Here is a 17,797-nt window from a genome sequence, read left to right as displayed (position 1 = left end):
CCGTTGTACGAAGGCGTGGTCCAGGACCTCATCGACGAGCTGGGTCGCCTGCCCGGCGTCGGTCCCAAGAGCGCGCAGCGGATCGCCTTCCACATCCTCCAGGCGGAGCCGACGGACGTACGGCGGCTCGCACAGGCCCTCCTGGAGGTGAAGGCGAAGGTCCGCTTCTGCGCGACCTGCGGCAACGTCGCGCAGGAGGAGCTGTGCGGCATCTGCCGTGACGCGCGCCGCGACCCGGCCGTCATCTGCGTGGTGGAGGAGCCGAAGGACGTCGTGGCGATCGAGCGCACCCGCGAGTTCCGCGGCCGCTACCACGTGCTCGGCGGCGCGATCAGCCCGATCGAGGGCGTCGGCCCCGACGACCTGCGTATACGAGAACTTCTCGCGCGGTTGGCCGACGGGACGGTCACGGAGCTGATCCTTGCCACGGATCCGAACCTGGAGGGCGAGGCCACGGCCACGTACCTCGCCCGGATGATCAAACCCATGGGCCTGAAGGTCACCCGCCTGGCCAGCGGCCTCCCGGTGGGTGGCGACCTGGAATACGCGGACGAGGTCACACTCGGCCGCGCCTTCGAGGGGAGACGACTCCTAGATGTCTGACGCCACGCTGCACGACACGACGCAGAACCCGGACGACTTCGCGGTCCAGATCGCGGACCAGGTGGAGAGTTTCCTGGTGGCCGTCACGGAGGTGGCGAAGGGCGACGAGCCGGACTCGGCGGTGCCCTTCCTCCTCCTGGAGGTCTCCCAGCTGCTGCTGGCCGGCGGCCGGCTGGGCGCCCACGAGGACATCGTCCCCGACGAGCGCTACGAGCCGGACCCGGGCCCGGAGCCCGACGCCGACGGGCTACGCGAGAACCTCGTACGGCTCCTGGACCCGATCGACGTCTACTCGGAGGTCTTCGACCCCTACGAGCCCCGTAAGGCGCCGGTGCCGGCCCGGATCTCCGACGACCTGGCCGACGTCATCACCGACCTGCGCCACGGCATGGTCCACTACCGGGCCGGCCGCACCACGGAGGCCCTGTGGTGGTGGCAGTTCTCCTACTTCTCCAACTGGGGCCCCACGGCCTCCGCCGTGCTGCGCGCCCTCCAGTCGGTGCTCATCCACGTCCGCCTGAACCAGCCCCTGGAAGAACTCGACGGCCTCGACACCGACCAGCCCGCCATGGGCGACGAGACCCTGGAGTTCGAGGCGGGCCGCGTCATGGCGGAGGAGATCGCCGACCCGCTGGGGATGCGCGAAGCCAGGTAGCCGCCGCGCGGTGGTCTTTGTGACCCCGGGCACTTTCCGAGTGGGCTCCCCCGGGCTGGGCATGTGCTGTTCCGGACGGGTGGCCGGGATCTCACGATGCGATATCGCGGAGGGGAATTCCGGGCGCTCGTTAGACTGAGCCGACCGATACATACCGGAGCGAGGAGCGCACGTGGGCCTTGTCGTGCAGAAGTACGGAGGCTCCTCCGTAGCCGATGCCGAGGGCATCAAGCGCGTCGCCAAGCGGATCGTGGAAGCCAAGAAGAACGGCAACCAGGTGGTTGTCGTGGTTTCCGCGATGGGCGACACGACGGACGAGCTGATCGATCTCGCCGAGCAGGTGTCCCCGATGCCTGCCGGGCGCGAGTTCGACATGCTGCTGACCGCCGGAGAGCGGATCTCCATGGCCCTGCTGGCCATGGCGATCAAAAACCTGGGTCACGAGGCCCAGTCGTTCACCGGCAGCCAGGCAGGTGTCATCACCGACTCGGTCCACAACAAAGCCCGGATCATCGACGTCACGCCAGGCCGCATCCGCACCGCGCTGGACGAGGGCAACATCGCCATCGTCGCCGGGTTCCAGGGTGTCAGCCAGGACAAGAAGGACATCACGACCCTGGGCCGGGGTGGCTCGGACACCACGGCCGTGGCCCTCGCGGCCGCGCTGGACGCCGAGGTCTGTGAGATCTACACCGACGTCGACGGCGTCTTCACCGCCGACCCGCGCGTGGTGAAGAAGGCGAAGAAGATCGACTGGATCTCCTTCGAGGACATGCTGGAGCTCGCGGCCTCCGGCTCCAAGGTGCTGCTCCACCGCTGTGTGGAGTACGCCCGCCGTTACAACATCCCGATCCACGTCCGGTCCAGCTTCAGCGGACTCCAGGGCACATGGGTCAGCAGCGAGCCGATCGAGCAAGGGGACAAGAAGGTGGAGCAGGCCATCATCTCCGGTGTCGCGCACGACACCTCCGAGGCCAAGATCACGGTCGTCGGTGTGCCGGACAAGCCGGGCGAGGCCGCCTCGATCTTCCGCGCGATCGCGGATGCCGCGGTCAACATCGACATGGTCGTGCAGAACGTGTCCGCCGCCTCCACCGGCCTGACGGACATCTCCTTCACGCTGCCCAAGACCGAGGGCCGCAAGGCCATCGACGCGCTGGAGCGGAACAAGTCCGGCATCGGCTTCGACTCGCTGCGCTACGACGACCAGATCGGCAAGATCTCCCTGGTCGGCGCGGGCATGAAGACCAACCCGGGTGTCACCGCGTCCTTCTTCGAGGCGCTGTCCGACGCGGGCGTGAACATCGAGCTGATCTCGACCTCCGAGATCCGCATCTCGGTCGTCACCCGCGCCGACGACGTGCCGGAGGCCGTGCGGGCCGTGCACACCGCCTTCGGACTCGACTCCGACACCGACGAGGCCGTCGTGTACGGAGGCACCGGGCGATGACCCGCCGACCGACGCTCGCGGTCGTGGGAGCGACCGGAGCCGTCGGCACGGTCATGCTCCGGATCCTGTCCGAGCGCGCGGACGTCTGGGGCGAGATCCGACTGATCGCCTCCCCGCGCTCGGCCGGCCGCAAGCTGGCCGTGCGCGGCGAGGAGGTCGAGGTGGCCGCCCTCACGGAGGAGGCCTTCGCCGGGGTCGACGTCGCCATGTTCGACGTTCCCGACGAGGTCTCCGCACGGTGGGCGCCGATCGCCGCCGCGCGCGGTGCCGTCGTCGTGGACAACTCGGGCGCCTTCCGGATGGACCCGGACGTGCCCCTGGTCGTCCCCGAGGTCAATCCGCACACGGCCCGGGTCCGCCCGCGCGGCATCATCGCCAACCCCAACTGCACGACCCTGACGATGATCGTCGCCCTGGGCGCGCTGCACGCCGAGTTCGGGCTGCGCGAGCTGGTGGTCTCCTCGTACCAGGCGGTGAGCGGGGCCGGGCGGGCCGGCGTGGACACGCTGCGCGCCCAGCTGGACCTGGTCGCCGGTACGGAGCTCGGGACCAGCCCCGGTGACGTGCGGCGGGCCGTCGGGGACCACACCGGGCCGTTCCCGGAGCCGGTCGCGCTGAACGTCGTACCGTGGGCCGGGTCGCTGCGGGAGGACGGCTGGTCGTCGGAGGAGATGAAGGTGCGGGACGAGTCCCGCAAGATCCTCGGACTGCCGAAGCTGCCCGTCGCGGTGACCTGCGTGCGCGTGCCGGTCGTCACCACGCACTCCCTCACCGTCCACGCCCGCTTCCAGGGCGAGGTGTCCGTCGACGGAGCCCGGGAGATCCTCGCCACGGCGCCCGGTGTCGTGCTCTGCGACAACCCCGCCGCCGGGGAGTTCCCCACGCCCGCCGACGTGGTGGGCACCGACCCGACCTGGGTGGGGCGGGTGCGGCGGGCGCTCGACGATCCCACCGCGCTCGAACTCTTCGTATGCGGGGACAATCTGCGCAAAGGTGCCGCTCTGAACACCGCGCAGATCGCCGAGCTGGTGGCGGCAGAGTTCTCGTGAGGCCCCCGGGCCCGCCGGAAGACCGGCGGTGGGAGCGCACCCATTCGTAGGTTCTGCGCAAAAAAGTGTGGTCAGGAGCATGGTCCGGACCACTTGAATCGACCCCCTTCGGCGTCCGAAGATTTTCCTCCCCGCCCTCCGCAACCACGCGGAGGGCGGGGAGCGTCTTTGCGGTCGCCCTTTCGGGGCGTGGGGACGCATGATCCTGGCGTGGGGACGCCGTGATCGGGGCGTGGGGACGCCCGTTCATATGGGATATAAGGGAAGAGCGGGACGCATGACGGCATTTGAGGCCTCGTCGGGTGTGCTGTCGGTCACGGCGACGCCGTCGGCCGCACAGGCGCGGATCACCCCGGCGGCACTCCGCGCGAAAGTGATGCCCGGCACGTACAACCCCGACGGGGGGAAGCGTGTCCAACTGGCGTGGCAGAGGTACTCGACTTCACGGTTGCGCCCCGCGGCACGGCTCTCCGGCCCCGCGCGTCGCTTCGACCCCGCATGCCCGGCACGCCCGGCGGCATGCCGGTGATCGCGCCCATGCCCGCAGCGCGGCCCACCCGCATCCCGAACCAGCGCGACGGCGTACCGACTCCGCGCGAGAGCGCCGAGGGCACCGAGGACACCGAGGCGGCCGGTACCACCGTCGACCACCTCACCGAGACCTACCGGGCCCACTACCGCTCGCTGCTCGGCCTGGCCGCGCTCCTCCTCGACGACACCGCCTCCTGCGAGGACGTCGTCCAGGAGGCCTTCATCCGCGTCCACTCGGCCCGCAAACGCGTCCGGGACCCGGAGAAGACGCTCGCCTACCTCCGCCAGACCGTCGTCAACCTCTCCCGGTCCGCGCTGCGCCGCCGCATACTCGGCCTGAAGCTGCTGTCGAAGCCGATGCCCGACATGGCGAGCGCGGAGGAGGGCGCGTACGACTCGCTGGAGCGCCGGGACCTCATCAAGGCGATGAAGGGCCTTCAGCGCCGCCAGCGCGAGGTCCTCGTCCTGCGCTACTTCGCCGACATGACGGAGGCCCAGGTCGCCGAGACGCTCGGGATATCGCTGGGCTCCGTGAAGGCGTACGGCTCGCGCGGCATCGCGGCCCTCCGGGTCTCCATGGAGGCGTCGGCATCATGAGCGACCGCGTCGAAGAGGGCGGCTCACATGACCGCCACGAACCCTATGCCTGGCACGAACCGACCACGCAGGACGAGCAAGAGCACACGCCGACGCACGCTGGGAACGCAACTGTGAACCACGGCCCCGCCGACCAGAGCCCCGACGGGCTCGACTCGGACGAGCTGGACCTGCGCCGGCTGCTGCACTCGGCCGTCGACGACATCGAGCCGAGTGACGGCACGCTCGATCACCTGCGGCGCGCGGTGCCCGCCCGGCGGGCGCGCAAGCGGCAGGCCGTCGTCGGCATGGCCGCCGCGGCGCTCTTCATCGGCACCGCCATCCCGGCCCTGGTACACGTCTCCAACTCCACCGGCTCCGACCCCAACACCTCCATGGCCGGCCAGGCCTCCCAGGCCCAGAGCGGCGGCTCGGGCAAGAACCCGGACGGCGGGGCCGGCACCTCGGGCGGCACCGGCGGCAAGACCGGCGGCAAGGACAAGGGCGGCACGAAGCCCTCCGGCAAGGACAAGGGCACGGGCAACGGCACCGGTTCCACCGGCGGCGCGAACCCCTCGGCCACCGCGGGCACCGCCACCTCGGTGTGCACGGCGGCCCAGCTGGGTTCGGCCACGGGAACCGCCAACGCGCCCGACGCGACCGGTGTGGTCTACGGCACCTTCCGCGTCGTCAACGTCTCCTCCACCAGCTGTACCGTCGGCGGTCCGGGCAGCGTGGGCGCCGCCGCGCAGGGCGCCGCGGACCCGACCAAGATCGTCACGGCCCGGCACGTCTCCGGCGACGCGGCGGCGGGCCTGCCCGACCCCTCGTTGGAGGCCTCCGGCCTGGTGCTGCTGCCCGGCGCGGCCTACGAGGAGAAGTTCGCCTTCGTCCCGTCCGAGACCTGCCCCACCACCGGCGGCGGCACGGAAACCGGCGGCGGCTCGGACACCGGGGGCGCGACGCCCGACCCGACGCCCACGCAGACCGGTGAGACCGGCAGCGCGGACACCTCCGGTACGACGTCCTCCGGGACCACGACCCAGCTCTTCACGGCGGACGGCACGGCGGACGGCAGCGTCGTGGTGTCCCACACCGCGGAGGGCGGCTCCCCTGCGGCGTCCGTGACGGTCCCCAACGCCTGCGCCGGAACGGTCTACTGGACCGGGGTGCTCTCCGGTTCGTAGCTACCAGGGGGCTCCGCCCCCTGGGCCCCCGTTCGGCCTGAACGGCCTCGTCCTCAAACGCCGGACAGGCTGAATGATCCGCACCCTCGATCAACCGGGAAACGGGGGTCACACCCCAGCGGTCTCCTGATCCGGCACCAAGCCCAGCGCAGCGTCCCGTGCGAACTCGACCTCGCGGCGCAGCAGCCGGAACCACATGAAGACGACGAAGCCGGCGAAGACGAACCACTCGCCGGTGTAGCCGAGGTTCTGGAAGGCCTTGAGGTCCAGCCCCGAGCCGGCGGGCGCGGTCGCCGGGACGGCCTTCATCCCCGAGTCGCCCTTGTCGAGGGTGACCCAGGCGTCGTACATCCGGTACGGCACCAGGTTCACCAGCGACGCGGAGCTGATCGCCGCCGTCTGCCCGGCCGGCAGCCCGCTCGCCGAGCTGACGCCGTTGTCCCCCGGCGTCTCGGAGGCCTGGAGCGCCCCGGTGACGGTGACCCGGCCGGCCGGCGCGGCGGGCGCCTCGGCCGGATTCGCGGTGCCGGGCAGCCAGCCGCGTACGACCGGCAGGGCCCGCCCGGAGTCGGTGCGCAGCAGCGTCAGCACGTAGAAGCCGTTCTTGCCGTCCAGCTCCCGGCCGGGCACGAGGAGCTGCTTGCCGTACCGCCCGGTCGCGGTGACCTGCTTGCCCGAGGTGTTCTGGTCCACGGGGAGCAGCTCGGCCAGCGGCCGGGCCGCCTCGTGCCGGTCGGACACGGCCCGCTCGCTCGCGTCGCGGTGGTCCTGCACCCGCGCCTCGAACCGGCTCAGCTGCCAGGACCCCATGAAGACGCAGAACGGGATGGCGAGCAGCACGAAGACGTTGATGCCCCACCAGCGGGGTGTCAGCAGAAAGCGGTACACGCCGTCAACGGTACGGGGGCCCGCTCGCGTGCCCGGACCCGGGAGGCCTTCGGAGGCGCATGATCGCAAAAGTTATCCACAGGCTGCGCATACCCACCAGCTATTTGTCGTCGCGGACGGGCAGTATGGGCGCATGACTGGGGCCATGAGTGAGAGCAACATGCCGGACTGGGAGAAGCGCTTTCGGGCGCCGCGGGTGTCACTGCCCGACTGGGCGGAGGACGCGCCGCACCGCTCCCTGTTCGTGTCGAACGCGACGGGGACGTACGAGCTGTACGCCTGGGACCGCACGAGTGGAGAGCAGCGCCAGGTGACGTCCCGGCCGAACGGCACGACGGACGGCGTGCTCTCCCCGGACGGCGCCTGGATCTGGTGGTTCGACGACAAGGACGGCGACGAGTTCGGGGTGTGGCGCCGCCAGCGGTTCACGGGCGGCGAGGACGAACTGGCCACCCCGGGCCTGGAGCCCTCCTACCCGGCGGGACTGGCCCTGTCCCGGGACGGGCGTACGGCGGTCGTCGGCCGCTCCACGGACGACGAGGGTTCGACCATCCACGTGGCGAGAGAGGGCGAGGCGCCCTTCGAGCTGTACCGCCACCGGGAGTCGGCGGGCGTCGGCGACCTCTCCCACGACGGCTCCCTGATCGCCGTCGAGCACACGGAGCACGGCGACGCGATGCACTCGGCGCTGCGCGTGCTGCGCCCGGACGGCACGGCGGTCGCCGAGCTGGACGACACCAAGGGCGGCACGGAAGAGCTGGGCCTGGAGGTGCTGGGCTTCGCCCCGCTCGACGGCGACACGCGTCTGCTCATCGGGCACCAGCGGCGCGGCCGGTGGGAGCCGCTGGTCTGGGACATCGCCTCGGGCACGGAGACGGACCTGGCGCTGGACCTGCCGGGCGACGTGAGCGCCGAGTGGTACCCGGACGGCACGGCACTGCTCGTCGCCCACAGCTTCAAGGCCCGCAGCGAGGTGTTCCGCTACGACCTGGGCAGCCGCGAGCTGACCAGGATCCCCACCCCGCCGGGCACGGTCTCCGGCGCGACGGCCCGCCCCGACGGCAGCGTGGAGTACCTCTGGTCCTCGGCCGCCGAGCCGTCGTCGGTCCGTTCGACGACGGGCCGGGTGGTCCTGGACCCGCCCGGCCTGAAGTGTCCCGGCTCGGTCCCGGTGGAGGACGTGTGGGTCGAGGGTCCCGGTGGCCGTATCCACGCCCTGATCCAGAAGCCGGCCGGCGTGACGGGCCCCCTGCCCACCGTCTTCGACCTGCACGGCGGCCCGACCTGGCACGACAGCGACGCCTTCGCCGCGGGCCCGGCGGCCTGGGTGGACCACGGCTACGCGGTGGTCAGGATCAACTACCGGGGTTCCACGGGCTACGGCCGGGCCTGGACGGACGCGCTCAAGCACCGGGTCGGTCTGATCGAGCTGGAGGACGTGGCCGCGGTCCGCGAGTGGGCGGTCTCCTCCGGGCTCGCCGACCCCGAGCGGCTGATCCTTACCGGTGCCTCCTGGGGCGGCTACCTCACCCTGCTCGGCATCGGCACCCAGCCGGACGTCTGGACCCTGGGCATCGCCGTCGTCCCGGTCGCGGACTACGTCACCGCGTACCACGACGAGATGGAAGCCCTGAAGGCCATGGACCGCACCCTCCTGGGCGGCACCCCGGAAGAGGTCCCCGACCGCTTCGAGGCCTCCTCCCCGCTCACCTACGTCGAGCAGGTCACGGCGCCCGTCCACATCTCCGCCGGCGTCAACGACCCCCGCTGTCCGATCCGCCAGATCGACAACTACGTCAAGCGCCTGGAGTCCCGTGGGGCCGTCCACGAGGTGTACCGCTATGACGCGGGGCACGGATCGCTGGTGGTGGACGAGCGGATCAAGCAGGTGCGGCTGGAGCTGGACTTCGCGGCGAGGCATCTGAAGCCGTCGGCGTGACGTACGGGGCCGTGCGCGTCCGCGCGGCACGGCCCCGGCCCGGTGGACTGTCTGCAATGCGACTTAGTGCAATGCGACTTACGTTTCTTTTTCAGTCTGGTTATCCGCGCTACTTCAGATCCGGAAGAAACGAGGGTTATTTAAAGCGTTTTTCCGTGTGGTTGTTCACCCGATCGCCGCGCATCCAAGTGAAAAGGGCCGACGTTAGTCGGGCATGGCTAATGCAAGCGATCCTGGCGAGTCGGCCGGCCTGTACGGGGTGACGGTGGGACCGTACGTCTATACTCCCGGAATCCTCAGTAAGGATGGTGTGCCTGTCGTACTCCAGGTCACCGACCCGCTGCTGCAGAATTTCCTCACCGCTGTCCGGAAGCAGGAATCCGACCTCGCCGGTCGCTGGGCCTGCGCACTGTCATTCTCATGAATGACGAGCGCTATAGCCGTATGTGGCACGGCAGCACCGACTACCTGGACGAGTTCGACGAATCGTCGCCGGATCCGGCCTGGGACCCGGCCGAGGAACTCGCTTACCTGCTACAGAAGGCCAGCCAGGAGGAAGCCGCGAGGTCCGTGCCGCCCCCTCGTGACGAGGCGTCGGTCACCGCTCCTCCGGCCGGCAGTCCCATGCGGCACCTTCAGGACATCACGGCCGAGCTGCCGCCGGTGCGCGGGCCCCGCCGGGGGCATCGCAGAATTCCGGCGCACCGGCGTGTCGGCGGTCTGCGCATCGCCAGCTGCCTCATCGCCGCACTGGCCGCGATCATCGTGTCGATGGTGAGCGTCTTCAGCGGCCTGGCCACGTACGAGCCGTTGCTCGTCGTCACCTCGCACGACCACGGTGGCACCGACGACTGGTGGCCCATGCTGGTCTACGGGCCCTGGATGGCGGGATCGCTGTCCATCCTGCGGGCGGCGCTGCACCAGCGGCGCGCCGTGCACTCGTGGTTCGTCGTGCTGCTCTTCTCCTCCGTAGCGGTACTGCTCTGCGTGGTCCAGGCACCCCGGACCATCGAGGACACGGCGGCGGCGGCCCTGCCCGGGGTCGCGGCACTGGCCTGCTTCCAGCAGCTCGTCCGGCAGATCACCCTGACCCGACCGCCCCGCCGGGCCACCCCGCGGCACCGCTCGCGGGCCTCCCAGGAGCACCTCGCGACGCCGCCCGCCCCCGGCGCCGGGGAATCACTCTGACCCAGAACCCGCCCGGCAGCCCCTCACCGGCGCCCGCTCAGTTCACCGGTCCCGGTCTCTGGGCGGGCGCTCCGCGTCGGCCCGGAGGCTGCGCGAGTCGGCGGGGCGGGGGCCTTGAGCAGTGCTCGGTCCGCCCGCGGCCCTTCGCGTCGCCGTCCGTCCCGGTGGCGGGGAACCACTCCGACTGCCCCAGGGCCTGCCCGGCGGGCCCGGCTCGGCGCCGGCTCAGTCCACCGGTCCCGGTGTCCGGGCGGGCGCTCCGCGTCGGCCCGGAGGCTGCGCGAGTCGGCGGGGCGGGGGCCTTGAGCAGTGCTCGGTCCGCCCGCGGCCCTTCGCGTCGCCGTCCGTCCCGGTGGCGGGGAACCACTCCGACTGCCCCAGGGCCTGCCCGGCGGGCCCGGATCGGCGCCGGCTCAGTCCACCGGTCCCGGTGTCCGGGCGGGCGCCCCGCGCCGGCCCAGGAGTTCCGCGAGGCCCCGGCGGGTGGCCGCGAGCAGCACTCGGTCCTCGGCCCGCAGCACGTATCCCTCGTCCGCTTCCGGGTGGCCCTCCAGCGCCAGGACCCGCCAGGCCCCGGCCCGGAACGCCGCCCGGACCGTGCGGCCCTCCAGCTGCGGATGCCCGCCCACGTCCACCACCGCGAACAGCAGCACCCGCCGTTCCACGGGAATCGCCCCGAGGATCTGACGCCCCAGCATCGCCCCGGCGAAGGCGGGCGCGGCCAGATGGGTCACGCTGCGGCTCCGGGTCTGGGCCTGCGGGTGCGCGGCCCGCAGGGTGCGGTACACGGCGGTCGCGAAGTCGTCGTCGTACAGCCGCAGCACCACCCGCAGATCCGGCCGCACGGACCGCGCGTACAGCACCGCCTCCAGGTTGGTCGTGTCCGCGCTGGTCACCGCCAGCAGGGCGTGCGCGCGGTGGATCTTGGCGGCCTCCAGGACCCCTTCCTGCGTCACATCGCCCAGCACCACCGGCACCCGCAGCCGCCGGGCCGTGGCCAGCCCGCGCGCCTCGGGGTCGGACTCCACGCACACCACCGGGATGTGCAGCTCCCGCAGCCGCGTCAGCACCCGCGTGCCGATCTTGCCCAGGCCCAGCAGCACCACGTGCCCGCCCAGCCCGCGCGGCGGCTTGCGCAGCGCGGACGCGGTCCGGAAGGTGCCCAGCGCCTCCAGGACCGCCGCCAGCAGCACCGGTAGCAGCAGCAACCCCACCAGTCCGGACAGCAGTTGCAGGATCTGCCGCCCGAGGGACTTGCCGATGGCCGGGTCGTCGATCGCGAACATGTCCAGCAGCGTCAGATAGAAGGCGCTGAGCGGATGGATCCCGGTCACCACCGACAGGGCGACCGCCAGCGCCACCACGCACCCCACCATCCCGGCCAGCGACCACCGCAGCCGCCGCGAGAACAGCGAGGCGAACGGCGGTACGACGCCGACCCCGCGCCCCGCCGTCAGCGACGCCCCGGCGGAGTACGACACCTGCTCCAGCACCACCGACCCGCGCCCGCCGGCGTCCCGCACCTCGGCCGCGTCGGGCAGCAGCCGAGGCCCGTGCTCTCCGCTGCCCTCGGCCCCGTCCGCCCCGGCCGGATCGCTGCTGGACAGCAGCGCCAGGGTGCACAGCCCCGGGTCGGTGACCTGTCCCGGCCGCGGCGGCGGACGCTCCACCGCGCGCAGCAGCAGCCCGTCGGTCTGTACGACCTTGCTGGTGCCGGCGACCGCGGTGGCGGCCAGCGCGGGCGCGGCGGTGTCGGCGTCGGACAGCACGACCGTGGACGCGTCCCCGGCGGCGTCGTCGTTCCCGGCCAACGTGGCCGCCTGGTCGAGGAGTTCCTCGATGTGCTGGCCCAACCGCCGGTTGTAGAGCCTGAGGACGAGCCGCAGCCGCGGATTGAGGCGCCGGGCGGTGAGCGCGGCACGGATGTTGGTCTCGTCGTCCTCGTACACGAGCGCCAGCGCGACCGCCTGCTCGGCCCCCGCCTCGGCGAGCACCGCCTCGCTGGGTTCGGCGGCCTCCAACAGCCGCTCGCCCCGGGGAGGTTCACTGCCGCCGGCACTGCCGCCGTTGCCGCCCGGAGCCCCGGGCCCGCGCCCCACCGCGGCGTTCACCACCCGGTCGAGCAGCGCCGCCGACGCGGCCCGTGCCCGCCCGACGACCGGTGGGCGCGCCGTGCGTTCGTTCGGCGGTACGACGAGCGTCACCTGCTCCCCGTACACCCCGCGCAACTCGGCGGCCAGCCGATGCGCGAGCCCGTCGTCCCCGCACACCACCATGTGCGCGGGCGCACCACCGTGCCCACCACTGTGCCCACCTTGATACGGAACGCTCGCCACGAGGGAAAAGACTGCCCCAACGGGACGGGTGGTTCCAGCAATCAGCTGAACGCCGGGCGCCCGCGTGCCGTACTGAAGGGGAGGGAGAAGACGCACCCAGATCGCGGACCAGCGCCCGCACGCGGAGGTACCCCACCCGTGGCCATCACCGAAGAAGCCCCGCCCGGGCGGGCCCCCGACGACGCCGGCGCGCCGCCCGGCGCCGGGAAGCGGCCGGAGCAGGACGGCTGGCACCTCAACTCCCCGCTGGCCCTGACCCTTCTGCTGGTCCTGGTCGTGGTCCTCCAGGGCCCGATCCGCGGGGCGCTGTCGGCCCCGGTGATGCAGAGCTGGATGACGGTGTTCGTGGCGGTGGTCGTGCAGGCCCTGCCGTTCCTCGCCTTCGGTGTCCTGCTCTCGGCGGGGATCGCGGTGTTCGTGCCGCCGTCGTTCTTCGCCCGCGCGCTGCCCGGCCGGCCCGCTCTCGCCGTGCCGGTCGCCGGGCTCGCGGGCGCGGTGCTGCCGGGCTGCGAGTGCGCGTCGGTGCCCGTGGCCGGGGCGCTGGTCCGGCGCGGGGTCACCCCCGCCGCGGCGATCGCGTTCCTGCTCTCCGCCCCGGCGATCAACCCGATCGTGCTGACCGCCACCGCCGTCGCCTTCCCGCGGAACCCCGAGATGGTGCTCGGCCGGTTCGCCGCGAGCCTGCTGGTGGCGTGCGCGATGGGCTGGCTGTGGCAGCGGATCGGCCGTACCGACTGGATCCGGCAGCCCGAGCACGCCGGGCACGAGGGGCAGAGCAAGGGCGAGGCGTTCTGGGGCTCGGTCCGGCACGACCTGATGCACGCCGGCGGCTTCCTGGTGCTCGGCGCGATGGCCGCCGCGACGCTCAAGGCGGTGGCCCCGGCGAGCTGGCTGCGTACCGCGGCCGGCAACCCGGCGGTCTCGGTCCTGGCCCTGGCGGTCCTCGCCGTACTGCTGTCGATCTGTTCGGAGGCGGACGCGTTCGTGGCGGCCTCGCTCACCCAGTTCTCGCTCACGGCCAAGCTGGCGTTCCTGGTCGTCGGCCCGATGATCGACCTGAAGCTGTTCGCGATGCAGGCCGGCACCTTCGGCCGGGGCTTCGCCCTGCGCTTCGCCCCCGCCACCTTCGCCCTGGCCATCGTGGGCGCGGTGCTGACCGGGGCGGTGCTGCTGTGAACCGGCAGGCCCAGGCGGCGGTCCTGTTCCTGACCGGCGCGGCCCTCCTGCACGCGGGCCTCACCGGCCTCTACCTGCGCTATGTGAAGGCGGGGCTGCAACCGCTGCTGCTGCTGGCCGGCGCGCTGCTGATCGTGACCGCGCTGGCGACGGCCTGGTACGAGTGGAAGCGCACCCGCCGGGGGCCGCACACCGGCGAGGCCACGCCCGAGAGCGCACCCGAGGCCGACGGCCACGGCCACGCGGAGGACCACGGCCACGCGCACCCCGAGCCCCGTATCTCCTGGCTGCTGATCCTCCCCCTCCTCGCCCTCATCCTGGTCGCCCCGCCCGCCCTGGGCTCCTACAGCGCCATGCGCACCGGCACCGCCCTGCAACATCCGTACGGCTACACGTCCCTGCCCGCGAAGAACCCGGTGCCGCTCGGCCTGGTCGACTACGCGGGCCGCGCGGTCTACGACCACGGCCGCTCCCTCGGCGGCCGCCAGGTCCGCATCACCGGGTTCATCGCCCTGGACCGCACGGGCGCCCCGTACCTGGTCCGGATGGCCCTCAACTGCTGCGCCGCCGACGCCCAGCCGGTGAAGATCGGCCTCATGGGGAAGGTCCCGCCGGTCCTGCAACCGGACAGCTGGCTGGAGGTGACCGGCACCTACACGTCGAAGCAGGTCAAGGACCCGGTCAACAACGGACCGATCCCGTTCCTGAAGGTGACCGCCGCCCGCCCGGTGCCCACACCGCACGACCCGTACGACGAGACGTGGAACACCTGATACTGCCCGTACGTCGTCGCCGGACAGGCCCTAGTCCCGCACGTGGAGCCCGAACCCCGTGCGGCCCTCGGGCTCCAGTCCCTCCTTCAGTTGCAGCGAGGGGATCTCGTAGTCGCCGAAGTTCTGCCGCCGGAACGCGAGCGGCTCGGTCGACTCCAGGGTGAGCAGGCGCTGCTCCCACGCCTTGGCGACGTCCGGGTAGTCCTCGCCGGTCATCCGGTCGGCGCCGTACAGCACGAAGGGCGGCAGCACCTCGATGCCCGGGTAGTAGAGGATGCCGTGCTGGATCGGGAACAGCAGGTCGTCGATGGGGCCGTTGATCCCGCGAGCGGCGTAATGCGACTCCGGGCCGCCGGTGGTCACCGACAGCAGAGCCCTCCTGCCCGCGAGGGTGCCCTCACCGAAGCGCTCGCCGTACCTGGTGTCGCTGTGCTCGCCGACGCCGTACGCGAAGTGGTAGGTGAACACCCGGTCCACCCAGCCTTTGAGGATCGCGGGCATCGTGTACCACCACAGCGGGAACTGGAAGATGACCGTGTCGGCCCACAGCAGCTTCTCCTGCTCGGCGCGGACGTCCGCGGTGAGCGTCCCGGCGTCGAAGGCCCGGCCCGAGTCACGGGCGACCTTCAGCGGACTCGAGGCGTCGGGGCCGTAGTCCGCGGCGTCCACGACCGCCTTCCAGTTCATCGCGTACAGATCGCTCACCCGTACCTCGTGCCCGGCGCTCTCCAGTGTGGACACCGCGAGGTCCTTCAGCGAGCTGTTGAGCGACTTCGGCTCCGGGTGGGCGTAGACGATCAGCGTCTTCACGGGAACTCCTTCGGATCGGATGCCTTCGATCCTGCGCGCCGCGGCGCCCGGCGTTCAGGGGCTCCTCTTCCGTCGGACCCGGCTTCCTGGTATTGGCAGGGCCACCTTCGCGGGCACCACCGAAGCCATACTGGGGGGCATGGACGACCTTGCGAGCTTCCTCCGGACCCGGCGTTCCCGGGTCGACCCGGCAGCCGCCGGCATCCCCACAGACAGCCGCCGCCGGGTCGAAGGGCTGCGCCGCGAAGAGGTCGCGCACCTGTCCGGAGTCAGCGTCGACTACTACGTACGCCTGGAGCAGGGCCGCGCGACCCAGCCCTCCGAGCAGGTCCTCGACGCGCTCGCCCGCGTCCTCGGCCTCGACGAGACCGAACGCGGCCATCTCTACCGGCTCGCGCGGCAGCGCCGCCGCCGCGCGAAGGCGCCGGGCGGGCGGGTCCGGCCGGAGCTGCTGCGCGTCCTCGGCCTGGTCGCCGACGCACCCGCGCTGATCGTGGACCACCGCCTGGACGTGCTCGCCGGGAACCGCCTCGCCGGGCTCCTCTACGGCCGTCCGATGCCGGGTCTGAACACCGCCCGGCACATCTTCCTGGAGGAGGCCGAGCGCGGTCTCTACGCGGACTGGGAGAAATGCACCCTCGACGTGGTCGGGCACCTGCGCCTGGCCGCCGGCAAGTATCCCGAGGACCCCCGACTGGCCTCGCTCATCGGCGAGCTGGCGATGGGCAGCGAGCGCTTCCGCCGCCTCTGGGCCCGCGCGGACGTGCGTGCCCGCACGCATGGACGCAAGGCGTACCGGCACCCGCTGGTCGGGCTGCTGGAACTGCACCAGGAGAACTTCGCGCTGCCGGACGAATCGGGCATGGAGCTGCTGGTGCTGTCCGCGGCCCCCGGCAGCCCCGCCGAGGACGGCCTGCGCCTGCTCGCGGGCCTGGCCGCGGACGGCGGTGACGCGCGCCCCACAGCGAACGCGCACGTCCGCGAGTGACGCGACGAGGCACCCGGACCAGCTGGGCCGGGCCCGGCGCTCACTGGTCCGCTTTCTCACCCCGGTCGGTGCCGCCGCCCTCGGTGCCGCCGCCCTTGCCGCCGCCGCCCTCGGCACCGCCGCCCTCGGCACCGCCGCCCTTGCCGCCGCCGCCCTCGGTGCCGCCGCCCTTGCCGCCGCCGCCCTCGGCGCCGCCGTTGAAGTCGTACGGCCCGCCACCGCGCCACTCGATCAGATCGGGATCGTCGACGGCCTGGTCCTCGGCGGGCAGCCCCGCACGGTGCACGAGGTCCAGCACGTCGAACAGGTCGTACGCCGTCCCCACGCGCTCACCGCGCACCGTCACCTGCCGCCCACCGTCCGCGGCCGGCGGCAGCACCACCACTGGAGGACCCGTACTCATGCCACCACCATGCGCCCGGCGCGCGCAAAACGCAGCACGTCACAGCTGCCTGGCCGGCCAGTCCAGCAGCCGGGCGCCGATCACCGCCGTCTGAAGCATGTAGCGGTGGGCGGGGTCGGACGGATCGGCGCCGGTGAGGCGGTGGATGCGTTCCAGCCGGTAGGTCAGGGCGCGCACGCTCAGTGAGAGCCGGCGGGCGGCCTCCGCTGCCACACAGCCGCAGTCGAAATAGGCCGTCAGGGTGTCCAGGAGCGGCTGGGCGCCGCCCCGGGCGGTGGTGAGCGGCCCCAGCGCGGCGCGCACGAGGTCGGCCATGGCCTGCCGGTCGCGGAAGAGGACGGGGTAGACGAGTAAGTCGGCGGCGCGCAGGACCGGGTCCGTCAGCTGGAGCCGCTCGGCCAGCTCCAGTGTGTTGAGGGCCTCCTCGTACGACTGGACGACCCCGCCGGCGCCGGGCTGCGGGCGGCCGATGGCGACCCGGCCGCCGTCCGTGGCCGCGTACACCTGCTTGGCGAAGTGGGTGAGGATCTCGTCCTGGTCGCCGGGCGCGACGCACAGCATGTGGCCGCCCTTGGTGGTGAGCAGGATGCTGCGGTCGCCGAACCGGGCGATGAGGGAGCGTTCCACCTGCCGGGGGACCGGGCCGCTCTCGTCGTACGCCGCCGGCCTCTGCGCGACGGCGACCGCGTGGGTCTGGGACAGGCGCAGCCCGAAGCGTTCGGCGCGTTCGGCGAGGCGGCCCAGGTCGCTGCGGCCGTACAGGAGGTCGTCGATGAACTCCCGGCGGGCGGCCTCCTCCTGGCGTACGGCGTGCCGCTGGGCGCGTTCGTAGCCCTCGGCGAAGGCGTCGACGACCTGCTGCACGGCGGCCAGGGCGCTGTCGGTCGAGCCGGGGTCGCCGGGCCAGGAGGCGCGGGTGGCGGCCAGATGGGCCCGGACCAGGGCGCGCAGTCCGTGGCCGGCTTCGGCGGCCTGTTCGCCCAGGGCGCGCCGGGCCTCGATCTCGTCCCGGGTCAGGCGCCGGCCGGTGGCGGAGACGTCCGCCAGAAGCTGGGCGTACCCCCGCAGATACTGGTCGGGTATCTCGTACTCCGTCACGTCGTCCCCCCGGATTTTGACGCGCCGGTGACGCTTTCTTAGCGCCTCCGGCACGCTGACCCTAATGAACACTGCCGGAAACCGGCAATGCGCCGGTGTGCGCGGGGCGTGCACCATGTGCCGCGGGGAGCACTGCGGATGGTCCCG

15 protein-coding genes and 1 pseudogene are annotated in these 17,797 nt (G+C 72.2%); 11 read left to right on the top strand and 5 right to left on the bottom strand.

Features of this window, described 5'->3' with window-relative positions:
* Positions 1 to 3: 3 nt before the first annotated feature.
* The 6 genes from recR (at position 4) to ABZ915_RS08685 (ending at position 6,051) form a co-directional block, all read left to right on the top strand.
* Positions 4 to 603: a recombination mediator RecR gene (recR, locus tag ABZ915_RS08710; RefSeq protein ID WP_132856910.1), complete on the top strand. Its 600-nt coding sequence runs from the start codon at positions 4 to 6 to the stop codon at positions 601 to 603.
* A complete protein-coding gene (locus ABZ915_RS08705) occupies positions 596 to 1,258 on the top strand; it encodes a DUF5063 domain-containing protein (protein WP_361798064.1) in 663 nt (220 codons plus the stop codon). The genes recR and ABZ915_RS08705 overlap by 8 nt, the downstream gene beginning before the upstream one ends.
* 172 nt (positions 1,259 to 1,430) lie before the next feature.
* The gene (locus tag ABZ915_RS08700) at positions 1,431 to 2,708 is read left to right on the top strand and encodes an aspartate kinase (protein ID WP_361798061.1); all 1,278 of its coding nucleotides are present in this window, start codon (positions 1,431 to 1,433) and stop codon (positions 2,706 to 2,708) included.
* On the top strand, positions 2,705 to 3,757 hold the full coding sequence (locus tag ABZ915_RS08695) for an aspartate-semialdehyde dehydrogenase (protein ID WP_361798057.1): 1,053 nt from the start codon (positions 2,705 to 2,707) through the stop codon (positions 3,755 to 3,757). Before ABZ915_RS08700 ends, ABZ915_RS08695 begins: the two co-directional genes overlap by 4 nt.
* Positions 3,758 to 4,255: 498 nt before the next feature.
* Positions 4,256 to 4,885 carry a SigE family RNA polymerase sigma factor gene (locus tag ABZ915_RS08690; RefSeq protein WP_361798054.1) on the top strand — a complete coding sequence of 210 codons (630 nt, stop codon included), beginning with the start codon at positions 4,256 to 4,258 and terminating at the stop codon, positions 4,883 to 4,885.
* Positions 4,882 to 6,051 carry a hypothetical protein gene (locus tag ABZ915_RS08685; RefSeq protein WP_361798051.1) on the top strand — a complete coding sequence of 390 codons (1,170 nt, stop codon included), beginning with the start codon at positions 4,882 to 4,884 and terminating at the stop codon, positions 6,049 to 6,051. The genes ABZ915_RS08690 and ABZ915_RS08685 overlap by 4 nt, the downstream gene beginning before the upstream one ends.
* Positions 6,052 to 6,159: 108 nt before the next feature.
* Here the strand turns inward: ABZ915_RS08685 and ABZ915_RS08680 are convergent, their stop codons facing one another.
* Entirely contained in the window at positions 6,160 to 6,939 is a 780-nt protein-coding gene (locus tag ABZ915_RS08680) for an SURF1 family protein (protein ID WP_361798048.1), read from the bottom strand.
* A 145-nt stretch (positions 6,940 to 7,084) separates the two neighbouring features.
* On the opposite strand from ABZ915_RS08680, the gene ABZ915_RS08675 reads away from it, so the two are divergent.
* Positions 7,085 to 8,878, top strand: a complete 1,794-nt coding sequence (locus ABZ915_RS08675) for a prolyl oligopeptidase family serine peptidase (RefSeq protein ID WP_361798045.1) — start codon at positions 7,085 to 7,087, stop codon at positions 8,876 to 8,878.
* A 420-nt stretch (positions 8,879 to 9,298) separates the two neighbouring features.
* Positions 9,299 to 10,066 carry a hypothetical protein gene (locus ABZ915_RS08670; RefSeq protein ID WP_361798042.1) on the top strand — a complete coding sequence of 256 codons (768 nt, stop codon included), beginning with the start codon at positions 9,299 to 9,301 and terminating at the stop codon, positions 10,064 to 10,066.
* Between the two features lie 413 nt (positions 10,067 to 10,479).
* On the opposite strand, the gene ABZ915_RS08665 is transcribed toward ABZ915_RS08670, so the two are convergent.
* Complete coding sequence (locus ABZ915_RS08665; protein WP_361798039.1) at positions 10,480 to 12,342, bottom strand: NAD-binding protein; 1,863 nt, start codon at positions 12,340 to 12,342, stop codon at positions 10,480 to 10,482.
* Positions 12,343 to 12,540: 198 nt separating this feature from the next.
* On the opposite strand from ABZ915_RS08665, the gene ABZ915_RS08660 reads away from it, so the two are divergent.
* Positions 12,541 to 13,578, top strand: coding sequence for a permease (locus tag ABZ915_RS08660; protein WP_361798036.1), 1,038 nt, complete (start codon positions 12,541 to 12,543; stop codon positions 13,576 to 13,578).
* The gene (locus tag ABZ915_RS08655) at positions 13,575 to 14,351 is read left to right on the top strand and encodes a TIGR03943 family protein (protein WP_361798033.1); all 777 of its coding nucleotides are present in this window, start codon (positions 13,575 to 13,577) and stop codon (positions 14,349 to 14,351) included. The genes ABZ915_RS08660 and ABZ915_RS08655 overlap by 4 nt, the downstream gene beginning before the upstream one ends.
* Positions 14,352 to 14,381: 30 nt before the next feature.
* Here the strand turns inward: ABZ915_RS08655 and ABZ915_RS08650 are convergent, their stop codons facing one another.
* Positions 14,382 to 15,161: an NAD(P)H-dependent oxidoreductase gene (locus ABZ915_RS08650; RefSeq protein ID WP_361798030.1), complete on the bottom strand. Its 780-nt coding sequence runs from the start codon at positions 15,159 to 15,161 to the stop codon at positions 14,382 to 14,384.
* 139 nt (positions 15,162 to 15,300) lie between these two features.
* Here ABZ915_RS08650 and ABZ915_RS08645 point away from each other — a divergent pair, with 139 nt between their 5' ends.
* On the top strand, positions 15,301 to 16,149 hold the full coding sequence (locus tag ABZ915_RS08645) for a helix-turn-helix transcriptional regulator (protein WP_361798027.1): 849 nt from the start codon (positions 15,301 to 15,303) through the stop codon (positions 16,147 to 16,149).
* A gap of 196 nt (positions 16,150 to 16,345) precedes the next feature.
* Here the strand turns inward: ABZ915_RS08645 and ABZ915_RS08640 are convergent.
* A pseudogene (locus ABZ915_RS08640) lies at positions 16,346 to 16,552 on the bottom strand (hypothetical protein); the annotation flags it as partial.
* A 39-nt stretch (positions 16,553 to 16,591) separates the two neighbouring features.
* On the bottom strand, positions 16,592 to 17,650 hold the full coding sequence (locus ABZ915_RS08635) for a helix-turn-helix domain-containing protein (RefSeq protein ID WP_361798024.1): 1,059 nt from the start codon (positions 17,648 to 17,650) through the stop codon (positions 16,592 to 16,594).
* Positions 17,651 to 17,797: the final 147 nt, after the last annotated feature.

This window comes from Streptomyces sp. NPDC046915 (assembly GCF_040644935.1).
Lineage (GTDB): Bacteria > Actinomycetota > Actinomycetes > Streptomycetales > Streptomycetaceae > Streptomyces.
This window is presented reverse-complemented; position numbering and strand designations above follow the sequence as displayed.